Raw genomic sequence first — 18,397 nt, 5'->3', positions numbered from 1 at the left:
TAAAAAATTTTAATAAAAAGAGATACATATGTACCTCTTACAAATCACATATTCCTGTTCCTTCTCCATACATTGCATACCAGTCAGCATTGAAATCATCCACTGCTTTTTCTATGTTTGGATTCTTAAAAATTTGTTTCAACACTTCTACCGGTGCTGTGATGGACTGTACACCATAGTTGAAAGCATCTCTTACCTGTTGCACTCCTTTGAATGAGGCTGCCACTATCTTTGTATCATATCCATCCATCACAATACGATTTGATAGTTCATTGATGAGTTCCATTGGATCGGCTCCCAAGTTTCCAATACGATTGACATATGGGGCAATATAGTCTGCTCTAGCAGCTAGTGCCATATATCCCTGCATTAAATCATAGACAGCTGTGGCTGTGACATTGACACCTTCAGCTTTCAAGATTTTAATGGCTTTGATTCCTTCATAAGATACTGGCACTTTGATATAGACTTGATCATCAATTTCTTCGAGTATTCTATGTGCTTCTTTTACGATTGTATCACAGTCTTTAGAAATAACCTGAACATGCAAACTTCTTTCTTTGCCAATAATCTCTCTGATTTCACGCATATGTTCAAAGAAGTTTTGAGGACTTGTTTTCTTAACAATTGATGGATTGCTTGTCACTCCAACAATTGGCATATATTCCACTGCTTCTTTAATTTCATCTAAATTAACTGTATCTATAATAAATTCCATTAGTTATGTTCTCCTTCTTTTATTAAATTTTTAATTCCATTTTGATAAACAATCTGATAAAATTCTTCCATTTGTTTTGATGTTAGTTTTTGAACATCCTTATCCACACCATAGTCAAAATCAACATATTCATACTTTGCTGAAGCTAATGGATTATAGTTCAACAATTCATAAGTTACATCTGGATAAATATGTGATAGGAATCTTGAAATTGAAGCAATATTTTCATCTAAAGCTGTTATTTCAGGAATTAATGGTGTACGTACAATCACTTTATCTTTATGTTCACTTTCTAATACATATCTGATATTATCTTGAATAATCTTGAGTGATCCTCCGACATAGTGTTGATGATTCTTGTTATCATTAATTTTTAAATCAATATAAATTTGATTCAGATAAGGCAAAGCTTTTTTTATATTTTCTAAAGATGTATATAAGGTCGTTTCAATAGCTGTATGAATTTTTTCTTGATGACAACGTTTCAACATTTCAATAAGAAACTCTGCTTGAGAAAAAGGTTCTCCACCTGAAAAAGTCACACCACCATTATCACGATAGAAAACACGATCATCTCTAATTTTTTGCATTAATGTTTCTATATCATAATATTCACTATCATAACGAATCGCCCCACTAGGACAAATGCGTACTAAATTATCAAAATCTCCTTGATAATCTTTATGAAAATAAGGACGTAGGCGATATTCCATTTGCCCTTCTTTAGAAAATTGATCACAGCTTTGACAATGAATACATAAATTTTCCATGAAGATGGGTTGTCTTTGAAAAGAAATGCCTTCAGGGTTTTGACACCATAAACAATGGAGTGGACACCCTTTTAAAAATATCGTTGTACGAATTCCATCGCCATCATGAACCGCAAATCTTTTAATATCAAAAATTAATCCTTTAGATGTTGTCATATGATGTTCTCTCTATGATTTCATTTTGGAGTTTATTGGCTAGTTCAACAAAATAAGCGGTATATCCTGCCACACGAATTGTGAGTGAGCGATGTTGTTGTGGATGAACTTTCGCATCTAATAAATCTTCACGTCTTACAACATTGAATTGAATATGTGGTATCTTTAAATCAACAAAGGCTCTTAAAAATGTTTCAAACTTACGCATTCCTGCTTCTGTTTCAAAAAATTCAGGTAAAAACTTCATATTTAATAAACCACCATTCGTTGTCAACTGATTATTTAAACGAGAAACTGATTTTAAGACAGCTGTTGGTCCAGATAAATCTCTACCATAAACTGGTGACATGCCTCCATCAGCCAAAGGCGTGAAAGCATTGCGTCCATCTGGTGAAGCTCCTACATTTTCGCCCATTGGTACATGAGCTGAAACTGTGTACATACCTGTATGATAAGGTCCCCCTCGATAATTTGTATAATCTTTCATACGTTCTCTAAAATATTCTGCCCATTTTGCGCCTAAACGATCAACCCATGCGATGTCATTACCATACTTTGGTACTTTATTCAATAACATTGTCTGAATGATTTCATAACCTTGAAAATCAGCTTGCATGGCTTTTAATAATTCACTGGCATCAATTAACTTTTCTTCATAAACAAGTTGTTTTAAGGCAGCTAATGAATCAGCCAAATTGGCAATTTGAATCATTTGAATTCCTGATAAATTATAACGTGCCCCACCTTTTGTGACATCCAAACCTTTTTCCATACAATCATCAATGACTGCTGATAAAAAGGCTGTTGGTAAACAATCTTGATGGGCTTTTTCAACAACAACTTCAGCTTTCATCATACGTTCAATAAAATAATCTATTTGTTGTTGAAAAGCTGTTTCTAATTCTTCAAATGAAACATAAGATTCTAAACCACCTAAATCTAAGCCTAATTGTTTTCCAGTTAATAAACATTTTCCATGATTCAATGTGAGTTCAAGCACTTTATTAAAATTAAACATTGCCGCATCAGACCAACCTAAATTATTGCCATGTGTTGTCAATTCTACACAACCTACAATCGCATAATTCAAAGCATCTTTTTTATCAATTCCCAAATCAATTAAAGCGTGAATAATGGCTTCATCATTGAAAAATTGTGGCATACCACTTCCTTTTGAAACAACTTCAATAGCTTGATGCATCAATTCATGAGAACTATTTTTATTTAAACGAACAGATAAATTGGGCTGTGGTAAACCAATATCATACTGACATTGTAAACAAAGCAAAGATAAATTATTATAAGTATCTTCACCATTTTCATCGACTCCACCAATCGCAATATTAAAACCAATTGGAAAACCAGCAAAATATTTCGCACTATGTTGATTACGTAAATATACAATTTGATTAAACTTTAACCATAAACACTCTAAAATATCTAAAGCTTCGCTTTGTGTGATATAACCTGATTCTATATCTCGTTGATAGTAAGGATATAAATATTGATCCATTCTTCCTGGTGAAAAGGAAGATGCATTAGATTCCATATGCAATAAAACAAATAAAAACCATAATGATTGAACTGCTTCTTGATAGTGTTCAGGAGGTCTTTGCGTAAGATTTAAACATATTTTTGCAACGTTTTGTAATGATGACTGATATTTTGGATCAACTTCTAAAAGATGTTCCATGATTTCATCATGATACCTTTTCATAAATGTACAGGCACCTTCCATGACTGTAATGACGCATTCATAAAACTCTTTTTGTGATTCATCGCAAGTTTCTAAATGTAATTTAACATCTTGAATAAAACCTTGTGGCCCTTTTTTAAGCCATAAAGCTGTATCTGGACAAATATGCCCTTGTGCATGATCTTTTTGATTAATTTTCACAACTTTCGCAATCTCTTCAATCTCTTGACCACCACGTTTTTTAATCACATCTTCCATTGATTTTCCTTGCCAATAAGGATAAATCTTTTCCCTAAATTCTTGAATATCTTCCTCTCTCACATGAAATTGATCTTGTGGTCTGGTTGGTAAAGTTTCAAATTCCTGATTCACCCATGAACATCCACTTTCAGGAAAAACCACACCATAACGCACACCTTTGGTACGATTGCCTACAATGAGTTCTTCTGGTTCAAAACCAATTTCCAATTCTTCCATAGCTGTCTTTAAAGATAATGCTCGTTTACGAGGAATTGATAAATCTTCATTTTCCTGATAAACACGCGTAATAATACGTGCTTGTTCAATAGAAGCAAAACGCGGTGCCTCCAACATCTTATCTTTTAAAATCTGTACTCTTTGACTCATTAATTTTTTCATATCGGCCTCCTAGACAATTTCTACACCATACTCATTCAAGAGATTTTGTTCATCTTCATGTAACGAACTTGCTAAAACGATTCCATCTACCTCAGATAAATCACCATAAATAAACTGACCATCTTCTCTTAATTTTCTTTGTTCACACAAAAGATAACTTCTTTGACTTTGTGTTATAATCTGCTGTTTCATCAAACCATCATCAACATAATAAGTAGACATCTTACCCTGCTGAAGATCCACACCTACAACCCCTAAAAATGCAACATCAAACTTAAAACTTTGAACAATTTTCATAGACAATCCACCCCAGAATCCATCTCGTTCCTTATTCAATTCACCACCAATAAGAACAACTGATATATGTGGATGATTTCTTAAAACATCTAATATTTCAATCATATTTGTGATTACATGTACTGAAAGATTGGAAGTCGTTAATATTTTTGCAATTTCAACATTTGTTCTCGAAATATCCAAGTAAATCGTATCTTCATCTTTCAATAAAGAAACGGCTTTTTTAGCAAGCATCTGTCTTTCTTCATCATTCATATCTTTACGTTGAACACTGCTATACAAATGAGGATTGGTACGTAAACTCATTGCTCCTCCATATGTCTTTTTCAACAAGCCCTTTTTTCTAATAAAGCCAAATCTTTACGAATACAATCTTCTGTAACCTGATATTTTAAGCTCAAATCCTTGACTTTAACACTACCCTTTTGATTTAACTGTTCAATAATCGCATCCTGTCTTTCTTTTGCAAACATCTTCTCCCTCCTTTTTATTATTTATTGTTTAATCTTATTATATACTATTTTGTATTATTATCAATCTATTTTCTATTGATTTTTATTATTTCTATAAAAATCAATAAAAAAAGACATCAAATCAATGTTCAATGTCTTTCCCTATAGATAAATAAACAAAACTTTCATCTTCTTCTACAGTTTCACTAAAATAAATATCCCTATCATCATTATATTCACTTACCACATAACGTGTTTGATCTTCTTCATCAACTTCTAATTTGGATTTGTACTCATCAATCACTCCAACAATATCAACATCAAACTTATCATTAATTTTTTCTAGTTTCTTTGAATCAATACTTATTGGATTGTTTTGAATACTTCCTTGATTATTCCATGACAGTACCACAACCTGATGTTGAGGTTGTTGTTGTTGAAATTGAAGAGAAACCGTTAAACTTAATGTACTCTCATAGCCATAGACATTAATATGAGTTATTAAATCATCATCAAATATATAATAGTTTTCTCTTGAATCTATATCTTCAAACAACAATTCATCATTAAAGAACGACATTAATTCATCTTTATAATCTAATGCTATTTGCATCGTGCCATCATCATAGCCACTGTCCATCCCTTCTTGTAATGACTCACCACTTACATCTTCTGTGGAAAACGCATTATTCGAACTCGTTTGTGAATCAAAAAGAAAAGCTCCTATCAATGGCATCGCAAAACTTAAAACAATAATAAAAATTATCACATATATATACTTTGTTGTTTGTCGTGTCGTTTTAAACAAAGTTTCTTGATTCACTTTAAACTTTCTTTTACGTTTATCCTTAAAAACCTCTGATTCAGGATATTCAGTAGATATTGTTTGTTTATGAGTAGCTGTTGAACTTTCTCTAACACGATAGCCACAATTTGGACAAATATTCGATCCTGGTGGAATTTTTGTATCACATACATCACATCGCATATTATTTCCTCCCTATTCTTCACACTCTTCCTCTATTCTTATTATAATTCTTTTACATCTAAAATAGAAGAAAAGTTTACAAATTACGATAATATCATTTGTTTTATAATAAAAATAACACACCCTAAAGATGTGTTATAATGGCTTCTTTTTAATCCTACTAAAATCTCTTGGATATTTTGATGGTGTATTTTTTACTTTATGTATATAAATATTACAACGATGATCGTTTTCATCTGTTAATGTAAAACTTTCTTCTTTCACAACTTTTCCACCAAGTTTTTCAATACCTTGTTTAGCTTCATTTAATTCTTCCTTAGCTTTTAGTCCTTTTAAAGTAATAAAATCTCCTCCCACTTTAACAAGTGGTAAACATAGTTCATCTAAGATATTTAATCTCGCAACAGCTCTTGCTGTAACAATATCAAATGACTCACGATGTTTTAAAGCATATTCTTCGGCTCTGGCAGACACAGCTTCTACATCTTTTAAATCTAAAACTTGAAATAAATGTTTTAAAAATGTAATACGTTTAGAAAGCGAATCAACAATTGTTATTTTTAAATCGGGATAAACAATCTTTAAAGGAATAGATGGAAAACCTGCTCCTGCTCCAACATCACATAATGATTGATTGTTTAAATCATAATCAAATGAAATCGTTAATGAATCATAAAAATGCTTTAAATAAACATCTTCTTTTTGAGTAATTGCTGTTAAATTCATTTTTTCATTCCATTCAACTAATGTTTGATAATAGATTTCAAATTGTTCTTTTTGTTTTGATGATAAAGATATACCTTTACTTTCAAGTATATTGATAAATTGTTCCTGATTCATATATACCTCTTAATAATGTTGTTTTAAATAAATTAGTAAAACTGAAATATCTGCTGGATTAATACCAGAAATACGTGATGCCTGTGCAATTGTAACAGGTCTAATTTGAGAAAGTTTTTGTTTTGCTTCTAATGAAAGATTTAAAACATTATCATAATTTATATCATGTGGAATTTGTTTTTCTTCCATTTTCTTTTGTTTTTCAACTTGTCTTAATGTTTTATCAATATATCCTTTATATTTAATCAAGATAGTTACTCTTTTTCTTCTTCTAAAGATAAATGAACATCTTCAATATAAGGTTTTAACTTATGATAATCCATTTCAGGTCTTTGTAAAAGTCCTTTGGCACTAATACCTTCTTTTAAAGGTGTTGAACCTAACTCTACAAGTAAATCATTAATTTCATGTTTTGGTGTAAAACGAATCGTATCTAATCTTTCTATTTCTTGATGAATACGTTGCATCTTTTCTAAATAAGCCTGATACACTTCTTCTTTGACAAGATTGGCTTCATATCCATATTGTCTTAATCTTTCATCAGCATTATCATGTCTTAACAATAAGCGATATTCAGCACGTGATGTCAACATACGATATGGTTCTTCTGTTCCTTTTGTGACTAAATCATCAATCATAACACCAATATAAGCCTCATTACGTTTTAAAATCAATGGATATTTGTTGTCAAGTTTCTTTGTTGCGTTAATTCCAGCAATCAATCCTTGAGTAATAGCTTCTTCATAACCACTTGTTCCATTAATTTGTCCTGCGGTAAAAGATTTTCAATAACTTTGGTTTCTAATGAAGGCCATAATTGTAATGGATCAATAGCGTCATATTCTATTGCATAAGCATATTTTAAGATTTCACAATTTTCTAATCCCGGAATCGTACGAATCATTTGTTCTTGTATATCATGAGGCATGGATGTTGAAAAACCTTGTACATAAATTGTATTCATTTCTTTTGATTCAGGTTCTAAGAAGATCTGGTGTTGTGGTTTATCTGAGAATTTGACAATTTTATCTTCAATAGACGGACAATATCTAGGTCCTATCCCTTTGACAATTCCTGAATACATACTGCATTTTGATAAATTATCTTTAATAATTTGATGTGTGATTTCATTTGTATATGTTAAATAACAAGGCGTTTGTTGTTCAATAGGGATAAATGTTGTGGTTTCATAACTAAATGCAAGAGATTCATCTGTTCCTGGTTGAACTTGTGTTTTGGAATAATCAACACTATGAATTTCTACTCTTGGTGGTGTTCCTGTTTTTAATCTTTGAATACGGAAACCTAAATCTCTTAATTGATCTGATAGATAAAGTGATTCTTTTTCTTGATCAGGTCCACTTGGAGTCTTTTGATCTCCAACCATGATCTCTGCTTTAAGATAAGTTCCTGTTGTTAAAATGACAGTCTTGCCTTCATAGACCTGTCCATCTTCTAAAACAACACCTTTAACTGTTTGATTTTCAATTGTTAAACCTTCAACCATAGCCTCTATAATATCTAAGTTTTCTTGATTTTTTAAGACATTTTGCATATAACGAGGATAAGCCTTTTTATCAGCTTGCGCACGTAATGATTGAACACCTGGCCCTTTTGCTGTATTTAACATCTTCATTTGTAAATAAGTCGCATCAGCTGTTTTTCCCATCTGTCCACCCAATGCATCAATTTCTCTGACAATAATTCCTTTGGCTGGACCACCAATAGATGTATTACAAGGCATAGATCCTACATTTTCAAAATGTGATGTTACTAACAATGTTTTTTTACCAATTCTGGAAGTTGCTAGACACGCTTCAATCCCGGCATGTCCTCCTCCTACCACAATCACATCATACATTTTTCCTCACACTCCTTTAATCTGTTCCATCTTAGCACAAAATAGTGATATTATCAAATTGAATTATTTGTCAATATCCATTGAGGTATTTTTGCCTTTTATTGCACATAAAATAAAGCATATGTTATAATACGTTTGAGGTGAATAAACTTATGAATCCTAAAGAAATATTAGAAAAGTATTATCATTTTGCAGTTGTGGGAGTAACTCCTAATCAAGAAAAATATGGTTATAAAATATTTAAACGTTTATTAGACAAAGGTTATCAGACTTATGGTGTTTCTCCTATTTATCAAAATATAGAAGATTATGTAACTTATCCAACATTAGAAGCCATTGATCATCCTATTGATGTTGTGGTTTTTGTTGTGAGTCCTAAATATGCATATGATTATGTTGATGAAATGTCTGGTATTGGTGTACGTTATGCATGGATGCAACCAGGAACTTATGACGATCAATTATTACAATATATGAAAGATCAAGGTATCACACCTATTCTTGCTTGTATTTTAGTGGAAACAGAATAAATCAGCGATGGCTGATTTTTTGTTTATACAAAAAAACCTGCTTTTAAACTTCTCTTGTTTTTACAGGTTTTCCATATTTCTATTCATCTTGTCTTGAATGTAATTTCATTTCTATCATTTCAACACGATGATAATGAATTGATGGTTTTAAATCATAAACAACTTGACTTAAAACATAATATCCACCATTGATAAAGATTTCAAAAATATGATAATCATAATAGATTTCTAAATCATATTGCCCGTTTAAAACTGGTGTCTTATTAATATTACAAACCTTTTCATGTTGGATGGATACTGCTTGACGATCACAACACAAGCAATCATCTTGAATATAAAGTTTCATACCACCAAAATCAATTTGACTATCTTTATGCATTTTAACATGCATATAAAATGGCTGTGATAGCGTCACTTCATTCGCCTTTTGATTAAAATATTGATTGATATGAGGATGAACCATTTGATAAACATGACCATCACGATAATCAAATTGTCTTGGTAATATATATAATCCTATCCATGATTCATTTGGTATTGGTTCTCGCATACGCATCCATGCTAACATTGTACGTTGATGATTTTCATCAAAAAATGTCTGGGGTGCATATAAATCTAAACCATAATCCAAATACATATAATCTCCTTGTTTGGTGATTGTCATTGTTTCTTCATCAAAACTAACAGGCATAATAATTGCAACACTATCTGGTTTTGGTTGATGAAAATGTTCAGGTGAGAAAATCATAAAATACTGTCCTTTGATTTCAATTAAATCTGGACACTCCCACATATTACCAATACTGTCATCTTTATAGCGATTCTTATATGTAAAATGAATGGCATCTTCACTTTCATATAATAAAACTTCACCACAATAATCTGTATCACTTGGTATCTTGCTGCCAATAATTAATCCATATTTTCCATTTTTCATTTTCCAAACTTTAGGATCTCTTGTATGACGTATATCGCCTAACTGTGGATCAGTCATCACATCTATAATTTTCTGTTTTCCACTTTTATGGTCAAAATGGAAACCATCATCACTGACCATCAAATATTGTGAAGCAATTAAATCATCATCACTATATTGAACATGAACATATTCAGGATTCTCTTTCGCATAACGAATAGCTGTATAATAAAGATACATTTTTCCATCTTTTTCAATAGCTGATCCGGAAAAACAGCCATTACGATCATCATAACATGAAGGATATAAGGCAATGGGATGATGTTTGAAATGTAATAAATCTTTGCTTGTCGCATGTCCCCAATGCATTGTTCCCCAAAAATTCTCATAAGGAAAATGTTGATAAAAAATATGATAATTGCCTTGATAATAAATCAATCCATTAGGATCATTAATCCAATGATAAGGTGCTGTAAAATGTATTTTAGGTTTCATAATCATTATCCTCCTTGTGTTTATCATACCATTTTTTTCTCATAGACAAAACTATTTTTGACAAAACATTATTCCAATATTATGATATATAAGAAAGAAAGAAGGGATTTATATGTTAAAAGCTTTGGCAAGTGATATTGATAACACACTCTTTTTCCGTAATCAAATACCACATATTGCTTTAGAAGACATTCAAGCTATCAAAGATTTTCAACAACAGGGACATCTTTTTGGCTTATGTAGTGGACGTCCCTATCAAGGCGTTGTTCACTTATCAAAAGATATTCATCCTGATTTTTATATTATCTCAAGTGGTGCCCTTATATTAGATCATAATCTACAAATCATTTATGAAAAAATTATTTCAAAACATACTCTTGCACAATTATTTCATCAATATGTTAATCAGGCTCTTATTATCATTCAATCAGCTAATCATAAAGTTTATAAAACAAGCAAAGAATTTCAGGATGATGACTGTGAAATCATTTCTTCTAACGATGATATCATGCAACCTGCCTATGGCATATCTCTTGTATTTCCAGATGAAAAAACAGCTTATCAAGAAACAAAAAGAATTAATCAGATTTACCATGATGTTCAAGAATTCCAAAATGTTGATTCTATTGATATTGTTGCCTTAGGATGTTCTAAAGATAACGCATTAAAGATAATCAAAAATAAGTATGCAATTGACTTATTAGCTGGTATTGGCGATTCATATAATGATTTATCCATGTTAATGAATGTAGATATTCCTATTACTTTTACTCATGCTCCTAAAGTATTACAAGACCTTGCGAAGTACCATGTTGAAAGTGTTGCTGAAGCACTCATAAAATTATAAAAAAGAAAATCTCATTGAAAGATTTTCTTTTTATAATGTCTTTAATCATCAATAATATCATCTTTTAAATAATCAATCACTTGATCTAATGAATCCACTATTTTAGTTACTTTTTCCACAAACTGTGGTTCAGGATATTTCATATCTGGTACACAAATGACATCAATATGACCATCATAAGCTGCCACAATACCAGCTTCACTGTCTTCTAAAACCAACGCTTCTTGTGGTGTCACACCTAATTTTTGACAAGCTGTTAAAAAGATTTCTGGATGAGGTTTTCCATGCGTCACTTCATCTCCACAAATAGAATCATCAAAATATTCTGTTAAATTGGCATTTTTCAAAATTTCATCAACACGTGTTCTGCCACTTGAAGTAGCTACAATTGTTTTATATTGATTGTCCTTTAAGTATTTTAATAATTCTTCCAATCCTTTTTTCTTAGGTACATAAGCTCTTAAACTTTCATCAATCCAAACATGCACATCATCCCATACTTCATCCATTGGAAAATCATCTCCATAATGATCAATAAAAACCTGGCAGATACCTTGCTTGTTTTTACCTAAACAATTCTTATAAAGTTCTTCAGTAAAATCAAAATGACCTAATTGTTCTAATTTTTTTACATATTCATTATAAGTCACTCTTTCACTATCAATCATCAAACCATCCATATCAAATATGACTGCTTTTTTCATATTATCCCTCACATTCTTTTTTCTTATTTTATCATATTCTTTTGTATTTCTAAAGATATTAACAGCTATTATCATGTGGCATCATGATAATTTAAATGTTTATGCATAAATGAACGGAATGCAAACGTATTGGTGATTGTTGTGATTAAATCTGACAAAGGTTCAGCTAACATAACTGCAAAAACACCATCAGAAATGAAATGAGGAAGAATATAAATCAAAGGAATGAGTAAGATAATCTTACGATAAAAAGCAAAGAAGAACGCTCTTTTTCCAAAACCTAAAGAAGTATATGTTTGTTGATAGGTTGAATTAGCTCCCATAATAATGAACCCAAAAATATAAACTTTCAACATCGTACTTGCCAGAGTTACGAGTTGCGGATCATTAGCAAATAGATTTACAAACATTTCTGGAAAAAACTCCATTGATAATACCCCAATGATTGAATAAATCAATGATACTTTCATTGCTAGTGAAATTGCTTTTTTGACACGATCATATTTTTTTGCACCAAAATTATAGCTAATAATCGGTTGTGTACCTTGCGCAATGCCTTCCATTGGTAATTGTAAAATTTGATTCATAGACAACATAATCGTCATTGAACTGACAGCTAAATCTCCTCCAAAGAATAACAATTGACGATTAAATGAAAGTTGTAATATCCCTTCAGTCGCAGTCATAAAAAAGGAGAGAAACCTAAACCCAGCACTTTTTTCATAATATCTAAATCTAATTTAAGATGTTCTTTTTTTATCTTTATTGTTGTCTTTTTTCCTAATAAAAATTTCATGACCCAGACACATGATACAAACTGTGAAATCACAGTCGCAATGGCTGCTCCAGCAACATCCATGTGCAATACAAAGATAAAAATTGGATCAAGAATAATGTTTAAGATACCACCAATTAATAATGTCAACATACCATATTTCGCATAACCTTGGGTATTAATAAAATAGTTTAATCCAACACTTAATTGTACAAACACTGTTCCCAAACTATAAATACGCATATAATCCATAGCATATGGTAATGTATTTTCACTTGCTCCAAAAAGCAATAATATTTTATCCCCAAAAAACAACAAAATTAACATAATGATAACGGAAGAAATAACCAAACTACAAAAGCAGTTTCCTAATATTTTTTCAGCAATATCTTCTCTTTTTTCACCCATTTTGATTGACGCTAAGGGTGCTCCACCACGCCCAAATAAATTTGTAAAGGCGGTAATAATTGTAATCACTGAAGCACATAGTCCAATTCCGCAATCGCTAATGATCCATCAGCTAATCTTCCAATATAGATACGGTCAACCATGTTATAAATTAAAGTTGCTAATTGAGCAAGAATAGATGGAATCGCTAGCGATAACAGTAATTTTGATATTTTCTCATTTTCCAATCTCTCATTCATATTGTCCCCCTCCTAAATTCTGATAAATTTTTTGTAAAGTCTGATGATACTGTATTAATTCATCTTGTGAAATATCTTGAAAAGACATTTCATCAAACTGATGTTGAATATCTTGAATTTGTTTGACAAGTTTATTGGCTGAGTCTTCCACATACAAAATATTACAACGTCTATTAGCTGGATCAGGATTTCTTGTGATGAATCCTCGTTTCACTAATTTTTCGATAGCTAATGAAACATGTCCTTTAGAAATTCCACGAACATTGACAATATCTTGAGCATGATTATACTCAGGATTGTTAGCTAAAAAGGCAAGAACATCAATTTCTACTTGTGTCATTTGATATTCCTTTAACAAATCTTCAAATAATGAATTATATTTTTTTATAATATAAGGATACATTGCTAGTGAAAAATACTTCTTTTCTCCCTGCTTTGTTTGCACTTTCATAGTTTCCTCCTTAACTGTTTTATTTTAAACAGTTATATAATAAACTCATTTATATATTCTGTCAAGCCTTACATAAAAAGTGGTTACTCCTAAGATTTAACCACTTTCAAATTATTATACTTTAGTATAAAATATCGCTTTCTTTACCACCAACTCTTTCAAAACGATGATGGTAGTTAGATATCATACTTATGGATGGTGTTTTTTGCACATTCTTTGACTTTTGATAAGTAAATTGTTATAGTGGTAATGGTGATAATAATGAATTTATATGATATAGAAGTGATGAATAGTCATCATCAAAAAGAATCTTTATCTCAATACAAAGGTCAAGTTCTTTTAATCGTGAATACAGCTACAGAATGTGAATTTACTGAACAATATGATCATTTAGAAGATTTATATGAAAAATATCATGATCAAGGATTCACGATTCTTGATTTCCCATGTAATCAATTTGGTGAACAAGCACCAGGCACGATGGAAGAAATCATGTCTTTTTGCGCTGATACTTATGGCGTCAGTTTCCCTCAATTTGCCAAGATTGATGTTAATGGTTCTTTGGAATCTCCAGTATACACATATCTTAAAGAACATCAAAATCCTCAATTATCAAAACGAATTGAATGGAATTTTACAAAATTCTTATTAGATAGAGATGGACATGTGATAGAAAGATTTGAACCACTGGTGACACCGTATGAAATCGAAGATGAAATTATAAAATTATTATAAAAGGAATTTCGTTTATTTTTACGAAATTCCTTTTTTTGACTAACTAAGCATTTGATAAACATCATTTTCATTATGTATATCTGATATGTGTATTGCAATATTAAACAATTCTTCCTCAGTACTTTTTTCTATTCTTACTGTTAATTCAGGACTAAGTTTTCCTAATGCATTTTTAAGTAGTGAAATAACTAATCCCAATTTACCTTCTTGAATACCTTCTTGTTTTCCTTTTTGAAATCCCGAATCTTCAATGTCCTGCCAAAATGACCACATTGCCACTGTTTCTTCATCTCCCTCCACTAAATCCAAAATATCAAATTTTTCTGTAAGTATCGCTATCACTCTTGGAGCCGCTTTTGATACTTTCATTCCTTTAAAATCTTCTTTCTCTTTTCTCCATATCTTCCCTACTGCTTTGACAACATTATGATTGTCCTCATTTTTGAGTAGGTGATAATCCAAGTCCTTGATGTCAATCACATTCATCTTCCAGTCATTGCTTTCATGCTTGATGCCTTCAGGAATATTGACTCTTTCCAACAAGGATGTCTTGGCTGTCCATTTTCCTTCACCATGAAACAAGACAATACTCATGACATATGGAAGCATATGGTTCTTGGATTTTTTATCCTGCATATTATAAGTCAATGCATCATAGAGAAGTGTTCTTGACACCATTGTAAAGTCAACCTGATTCTGTGCCTCCAACGCAAGAATAGCCTGTGCCTCTTTTCCTTTCCACAACATAATGGTATCACGTCTACGTTCCTTGGAGATATAATTGCCTACAAAGATCTCATTGGAATCCATGACTTGTAGTTCATCAGGTTTAATGACATCCTGACCACCATATAAAATAGCATTCATCAAGTCAGCAAAACGACTGGTGTCCTTGAAGAAATCCTTAATGATGTGATCTGTTTGCATGCTCATTATCACAACCTCCTTTCTATATATTTCAGGAGGGTTCATAGACATTATACAACAATATTTGCTTATTGTAAATATATTCATCTTTAATAAGAACCCTCCTATTATTTATATATGCAATTTTTTTCCATTTTTCTTTTTTTATTTCCAACTTTTTACAAAAAATTAAAAATACCTTTTTGATATGCTCATAAATATAAAAATATTCTTGTTTTATTTCAATAGATTTCAAAATCAGAATATTGCATTTATAAATAATGAATCTATTTTCTCACTTAAAGCAAATGTCGAATTGACATAATCAATTCGACATTTTTAAATTCATGATTCTTCTTTGTTTTGCATATAAGCATTTGTATAGAGTGAATAAACCAATTGAACACACATGACACACCAGATGACTGGTTCACAGAAAATAACTGCCATATATTGAAATTGTGGAATGAATACAAAAACAAAAATAATTTTTCCTACAAATTCAATCACACTTGATACAAGTGGCAACAATTTTTGACCTAATCCCTGCAAAGCATAACGTGTCTGCATCAAAATACCAAGTATGGCATAAAATGGGCCAACTATCATTAAATATAAAGTTCCATTATTTAAAACAACACTTTCACTTGAACCTGAAATTAATTTTACAAGTGAAGAACCAAAAATCAAGATAATCACAGTGACTACTGCAGCCATAATCACATCATAAATATATGCGTATTTCATTGCTTTTTGATTCTTTCTCTTTGATTAGCTCCTCTATTTTGAGAGACAAATGTTGAAATCGCAAGAGCCATTGCTGTAAAAGGCATATTAAAGAACATATAGAGTTTTCTGGCGGCTGTATGTCCCGCAATAATCAAATAGCCCAAATTATTAATACCATATTGTAAAATCACTGAACCAGCTGAAACGATACTACTCATAAACCCCATTGAAAAACCTTGTCCTAACAACTCTTTGTATAAATCTTTATCCACTACAAAATGTTGTTTTGATGGTAATAAGATTTGTGTTTTCTTAAAAATATAGAGAATACATAAAACAACTGATATTCCTTGAGAAATCACTGTTGCAATAGCTGCACCTTGAATACCCATATTAAGTTGTGTAATAAATAAAATATCTAAAATAACATTTAGCACAGATGAAACAATCAAGAAAACAAGTGGCATAAAACTATTTCCAATTGCTCTCATTAATCCAGCGCATAAATTATAGGCAAACATAACAATGATAAAGAGAACAATTACAGAAATATAACTATATGCTTCTTGAATAATATCAACTGGTGTATTCAAAAGTTCTAACAAAGGATGTAAACAAAGCATCCCAATTGTTGTGAGTGCGATGGATACAATGATACCAATCACAAGAGAACTAGCAACTGACTTTTTAAGAAGTTCTCTATCTTGTGAACCAAAACTTCTGGCTGTGACAATGGCTAGTCCATTACCAATTCCTAGTGCAAAACCAACTAACAAGTCATAGATGGAAGTACATGAACCAATCGCTGCTAGTGATATATCGCCTAGATAATTTCCTACAACCATAGTATCAACAGTATTGTATAATTGTTGAAAGATATTAGAAATGAGTAGAGGCAAAGCAAAAGTGACTAATGATTTAAAAATAGGACCATGTATAAGATCTACATCTGCTTGAAAAAAATGTCTTTTCTTTGTTTGTTCCATACTTTTTCCTATTCAGTAATATTACGATTAATAATTTCCACTAAAGTAAAAATACCATCTTCATATTCATATTTTAAAACACAACAATTATATAATCTTTCTGTCTTTTTCACTTTTGCATATTTTTCCCAAGCACGATAGAACTGTGCACATGCTGCCCCATGTGAAACAGCTAAAACAACCTGATGATCTTCTTTTTCCATGATTTCTGTTAATGTTTTACTTATTCTTTCTCGTAATTCCATTTCACTTTCACCACCGAAACCTTTAAAGAAATCTCCATAAGGTAGTGGTGGATTTAAACATTCATCTTTTCCCTCAAAAACACCAAAATTCCATTCTTTTAAACCTTTGACTCTGGTATAAGGCATTTGATAGTCAGTCACAATTTCTAAAGTATCACAAGCTCTTTCAGATGTTGATGAATATGCATGATCAAAAGTCATTTGATGTTCTTTAAAATATTCTCCAGCCATCTTGGCTTGTTTGATACCAAGTTCTGTTAATGGAGCATCGCACCATCCTTGAATCTTATGTTGAACGTTAAATAAAGTTTGTCCATGACGCATTAAATAAAGTGTTTTTTTCATTTTCTTATTCCTCCCAATTATTTGCTTTTACAATATCTTTTAATGTCACTTTGGGGTGACGGTATCTTGCTTTTGGATTTTTTCCGTTTTTAAACCAATCGCATGAAAAGGACAATGATGAACACAAGCTAAACAAAAATCACATGTTGCAGCTATTCTTTGAGCCTTTCCATCCACAATTTGAATATTTCCAGTTGAACAGACCTGCTTACATATTGTACACCCAATACACTTGGATGTCATTATACAAATCATTTCTCCATTCATGAATTCAGGATGTTTTTGAAATCTTTTTTGAACTTTATCATATATCTCCTCACCTGTTTTTGTCGGTTGAGGAATCTCTTTTTCTCTTAAAGATAGCTTTTTGAAAACTTCTTGAATTTATTGTTCTTCATGTTTATTACCATCTTTTGTTCATCCATATCAAATGACGGCAAATAATTATCAACCATTTGAATCAAATTCACATGAATATGATATTGTTCACAAAAGTTTTCACTCCATACTCCAGCTACACTTGCTTCATTTCCATAAGTTAAAATAAGGGGTATGAAACTTCATTTGAGCGATAAAACACCTGACTGTATGAGGTAATTCGCCAGCATATATCGGTGCGACAATACCAATTGTTTCATCACGATAATCCATTTGGCCTTTCTTTAATTC

General features: G+C 31.3%; 20 protein-coding genes and 2 pseudogenes. 3 read left to right on the top strand and 19 right to left on the bottom strand.

The genetic code is table 11. The annotated features are described in order from the left end of the window. Positions 1 to 37: 37 nt before the first annotated feature. The 8 genes and pseudogenes from NMU03_RS07655 to mnmG all read right to left on the bottom strand — a co-directional run bounded on the left by NMU03_RS07655 (position 38) and on the right by mnmG (position 8,417). Positions 38 to 718: a fructose-6-phosphate aldolase gene (locus NMU03_RS07655; protein WP_290142039.1), complete on the bottom strand. Its 681-nt coding sequence runs from the start codon at positions 716 to 718 to the stop codon at positions 38 to 40. Continuing rightward, positions 718 to 1,644, bottom strand: coding sequence for a glycyl-radical enzyme activating protein (locus tag NMU03_RS07650; RefSeq protein ID WP_290142038.1), 927 nt, complete (start codon positions 1,642 to 1,644; stop codon positions 718 to 720). Before NMU03_RS07650 ends, NMU03_RS07655 begins: the two co-directional genes overlap by 1 nt. Continuing rightward, positions 1,631 to 3,979: a glycyl radical protein gene (locus NMU03_RS07645; protein WP_290142037.1), complete on the bottom strand. Its 2,349-nt coding sequence runs from the start codon at positions 3,977 to 3,979 to the stop codon at positions 1,631 to 1,633. Before NMU03_RS07645 ends, NMU03_RS07650 begins: the two co-directional genes overlap by 14 nt. 9 nt (positions 3,980 to 3,988) lie before the next feature. Then, positions 3,989 to 4,582 carry a DeoR/GlpR family DNA-binding transcription regulator gene (locus NMU03_RS07640; RefSeq protein WP_290142036.1) on the bottom strand — a complete coding sequence of 198 codons (594 nt, stop codon included), beginning with the start codon at positions 4,580 to 4,582 and terminating at the stop codon, positions 3,989 to 3,991. A 20-nt stretch (positions 4,583 to 4,602) separates the two neighbouring features. After that, a complete protein-coding gene (locus tag NMU03_RS07635; RefSeq protein WP_290142035.1) occupies positions 4,603 to 4,749 on the bottom strand; it encodes a DeoR family transcriptional regulator in 147 nt (48 codons plus the stop codon). Positions 4,750 to 4,870: 121 nt separating this feature from the next. Further along, positions 4,871 to 5,716 carry a zinc ribbon domain-containing protein gene (locus NMU03_RS07630; protein ID WP_290142034.1) on the bottom strand — a complete coding sequence of 282 codons (846 nt, stop codon included), beginning with the start codon at positions 5,714 to 5,716 and terminating at the stop codon, positions 4,871 to 4,873. A gap of 135 nt (positions 5,717 to 5,851) precedes the next feature. Then, positions 5,852 to 6,556 carry a 16S rRNA (guanine(527)-N(7))-methyltransferase RsmG gene (rsmG, locus tag NMU03_RS07625; RefSeq protein ID WP_290142033.1) on the bottom strand — a complete coding sequence of 235 codons (705 nt, stop codon included), beginning with the start codon at positions 6,554 to 6,556 and terminating at the stop codon, positions 5,852 to 5,854. Between the two features lie 9 nt (positions 6,557 to 6,565). Continuing rightward, positions 6,566 to 8,417, bottom strand: a pseudogene (gene mnmG / locus NMU03_RS07620) (tRNA uridine-5-carboxymethylaminomethyl(34) synthesis enzyme MnmG). Positions 8,418 to 8,569: 152 nt separating this feature from the next. Between mnmG and NMU03_RS07615 the strand changes: the two are divergent. Continuing rightward, positions 8,570 to 8,947, top strand: coding sequence for a CoA-binding protein (locus NMU03_RS07615; RefSeq protein ID WP_290142032.1), 378 nt, complete (start codon positions 8,570 to 8,572; stop codon positions 8,945 to 8,947). A gap of 79 nt (positions 8,948 to 9,026) precedes the next feature. Here the strand turns inward: NMU03_RS07615 and NMU03_RS07610 are convergent, their stop codons facing one another. Further along, positions 9,027 to 10,358, bottom strand: a complete 1,332-nt coding sequence (locus tag NMU03_RS07610) for a glycoside hydrolase family 32 protein (protein WP_290142031.1) — start codon at positions 10,356 to 10,358, stop codon at positions 9,027 to 9,029. 112 nt (positions 10,359 to 10,470) lie between these two features. Between NMU03_RS07610 and NMU03_RS07605 the strand changes: the two genes are divergently transcribed. Beyond that, positions 10,471 to 11,205, top strand: a complete 735-nt coding sequence (locus NMU03_RS07605; protein WP_290142030.1) for an HAD family hydrolase — start codon at positions 10,471 to 10,473, stop codon at positions 11,203 to 11,205. Between the two features lie 41 nt (positions 11,206 to 11,246). On the opposite strand, the gene NMU03_RS07600 is transcribed toward NMU03_RS07605, so the two are convergent. From NMU03_RS07600 to NMU03_RS07580, 5 genes are all read right to left on the bottom strand, one after another. Next, positions 11,247 to 11,909 carry an HAD family hydrolase gene (locus NMU03_RS07600; RefSeq protein WP_290142029.1) on the bottom strand — a complete coding sequence of 221 codons (663 nt, stop codon included), beginning with the start codon at positions 11,907 to 11,909 and terminating at the stop codon, positions 11,247 to 11,249. Between the two features lie 71 nt (positions 11,910 to 11,980). Then, on the bottom strand, positions 11,981 to 12,595 hold the full coding sequence (locus NMU03_RS07595) for an MATE family efflux transporter (protein ID WP_290142028.1): 615 nt from the start codon (positions 12,593 to 12,595) through the stop codon (positions 11,981 to 11,983). Next, on the bottom strand, positions 12,592 to 13,161 hold the full coding sequence (locus NMU03_RS07590; RefSeq protein WP_290142027.1) for an MATE family efflux transporter: 570 nt from the start codon (positions 13,159 to 13,161) through the stop codon (positions 12,592 to 12,594). The genes NMU03_RS07595 and NMU03_RS07590 overlap by 4 nt, the downstream gene beginning before the upstream one ends. Beyond that, positions 13,158 to 13,331, bottom strand: coding sequence for a hypothetical protein (locus NMU03_RS07585; RefSeq protein ID WP_290142026.1), 174 nt, complete (start codon positions 13,329 to 13,331; stop codon positions 13,158 to 13,160). Before NMU03_RS07585 ends, NMU03_RS07590 begins: the two co-directional genes overlap by 4 nt. Beyond that, on the bottom strand, positions 13,324 to 13,782 hold the full coding sequence (locus NMU03_RS07580; protein WP_290142025.1) for a MarR family winged helix-turn-helix transcriptional regulator: 459 nt from the start codon (positions 13,780 to 13,782) through the stop codon (positions 13,324 to 13,326). The genes NMU03_RS07585 and NMU03_RS07580 overlap by 8 nt, the downstream gene beginning before the upstream one ends. Positions 13,783 to 14,043: 261 nt before the next feature. On the opposite strand from NMU03_RS07580, the gene NMU03_RS07575 reads away from it, so the two are divergent. After that, entirely contained in the window at positions 14,044 to 14,517 is a 474-nt protein-coding gene (locus NMU03_RS07575; protein ID WP_290142024.1) for a glutathione peroxidase, read from the top strand. Positions 14,518 to 14,556: 39 nt separating this feature from the next. Here NMU03_RS07575 and NMU03_RS07570 read toward each other — a convergent pair whose 3' ends face one another. The 5 genes and pseudogenes from NMU03_RS07570 to NMU03_RS07550 all read right to left on the bottom strand — a co-directional run bounded on the left by NMU03_RS07570 (position 14,557) and on the right by NMU03_RS07550 (position 18,379). Next, a complete protein-coding gene (locus tag NMU03_RS07570; RefSeq protein WP_290142023.1) occupies positions 14,557 to 15,450 on the bottom strand; it encodes an Rpn family recombination-promoting nuclease/putative transposase in 894 nt (297 codons plus the stop codon). Positions 15,451 to 15,768: 318 nt separating this feature from the next. Next, positions 15,769 to 16,997: pseudogene (locus NMU03_RS07565) on the bottom strand (MATE family efflux transporter). Positions 16,998 to 17,146: 149 nt separating this feature from the next. Beyond that, positions 17,147 to 17,728 carry a histidine phosphatase family protein gene (locus tag NMU03_RS07560; RefSeq protein WP_290142022.1) on the bottom strand — a complete coding sequence of 194 codons (582 nt, stop codon included), beginning with the start codon at positions 17,726 to 17,728 and terminating at the stop codon, positions 17,147 to 17,149. Between the two features lie 45 nt (positions 17,729 to 17,773). Then, positions 17,774 to 17,983: a 4Fe-4S dicluster domain-containing protein gene (locus tag NMU03_RS07555; protein WP_290142021.1), complete on the bottom strand. Its 210-nt coding sequence runs from the start codon at positions 17,981 to 17,983 to the stop codon at positions 17,774 to 17,776. Positions 17,984 to 18,253: 270 nt separating this feature from the next. Continuing rightward, positions 18,254 to 18,379: a hypothetical protein gene (locus NMU03_RS07550; protein ID WP_290142019.1), complete on the bottom strand. Its 126-nt coding sequence runs from the start codon at positions 18,377 to 18,379 to the stop codon at positions 18,254 to 18,256. Between the last annotated feature and the right edge of the window lie 18 nt (positions 18,380 to 18,397).

Source organism: Allocoprobacillus halotolerans (assembly GCF_024399475.1).
GTDB lineage: Bacteria > Bacillota_I > Bacilli_A > Erysipelotrichales > Coprobacillaceae > Allocoprobacillus > Allocoprobacillus halotolerans.
The sequence above is the reverse complement of the archived record's forward strand: the minus strand, read 5'-3'. Positions and strand labels throughout refer to the sequence as shown.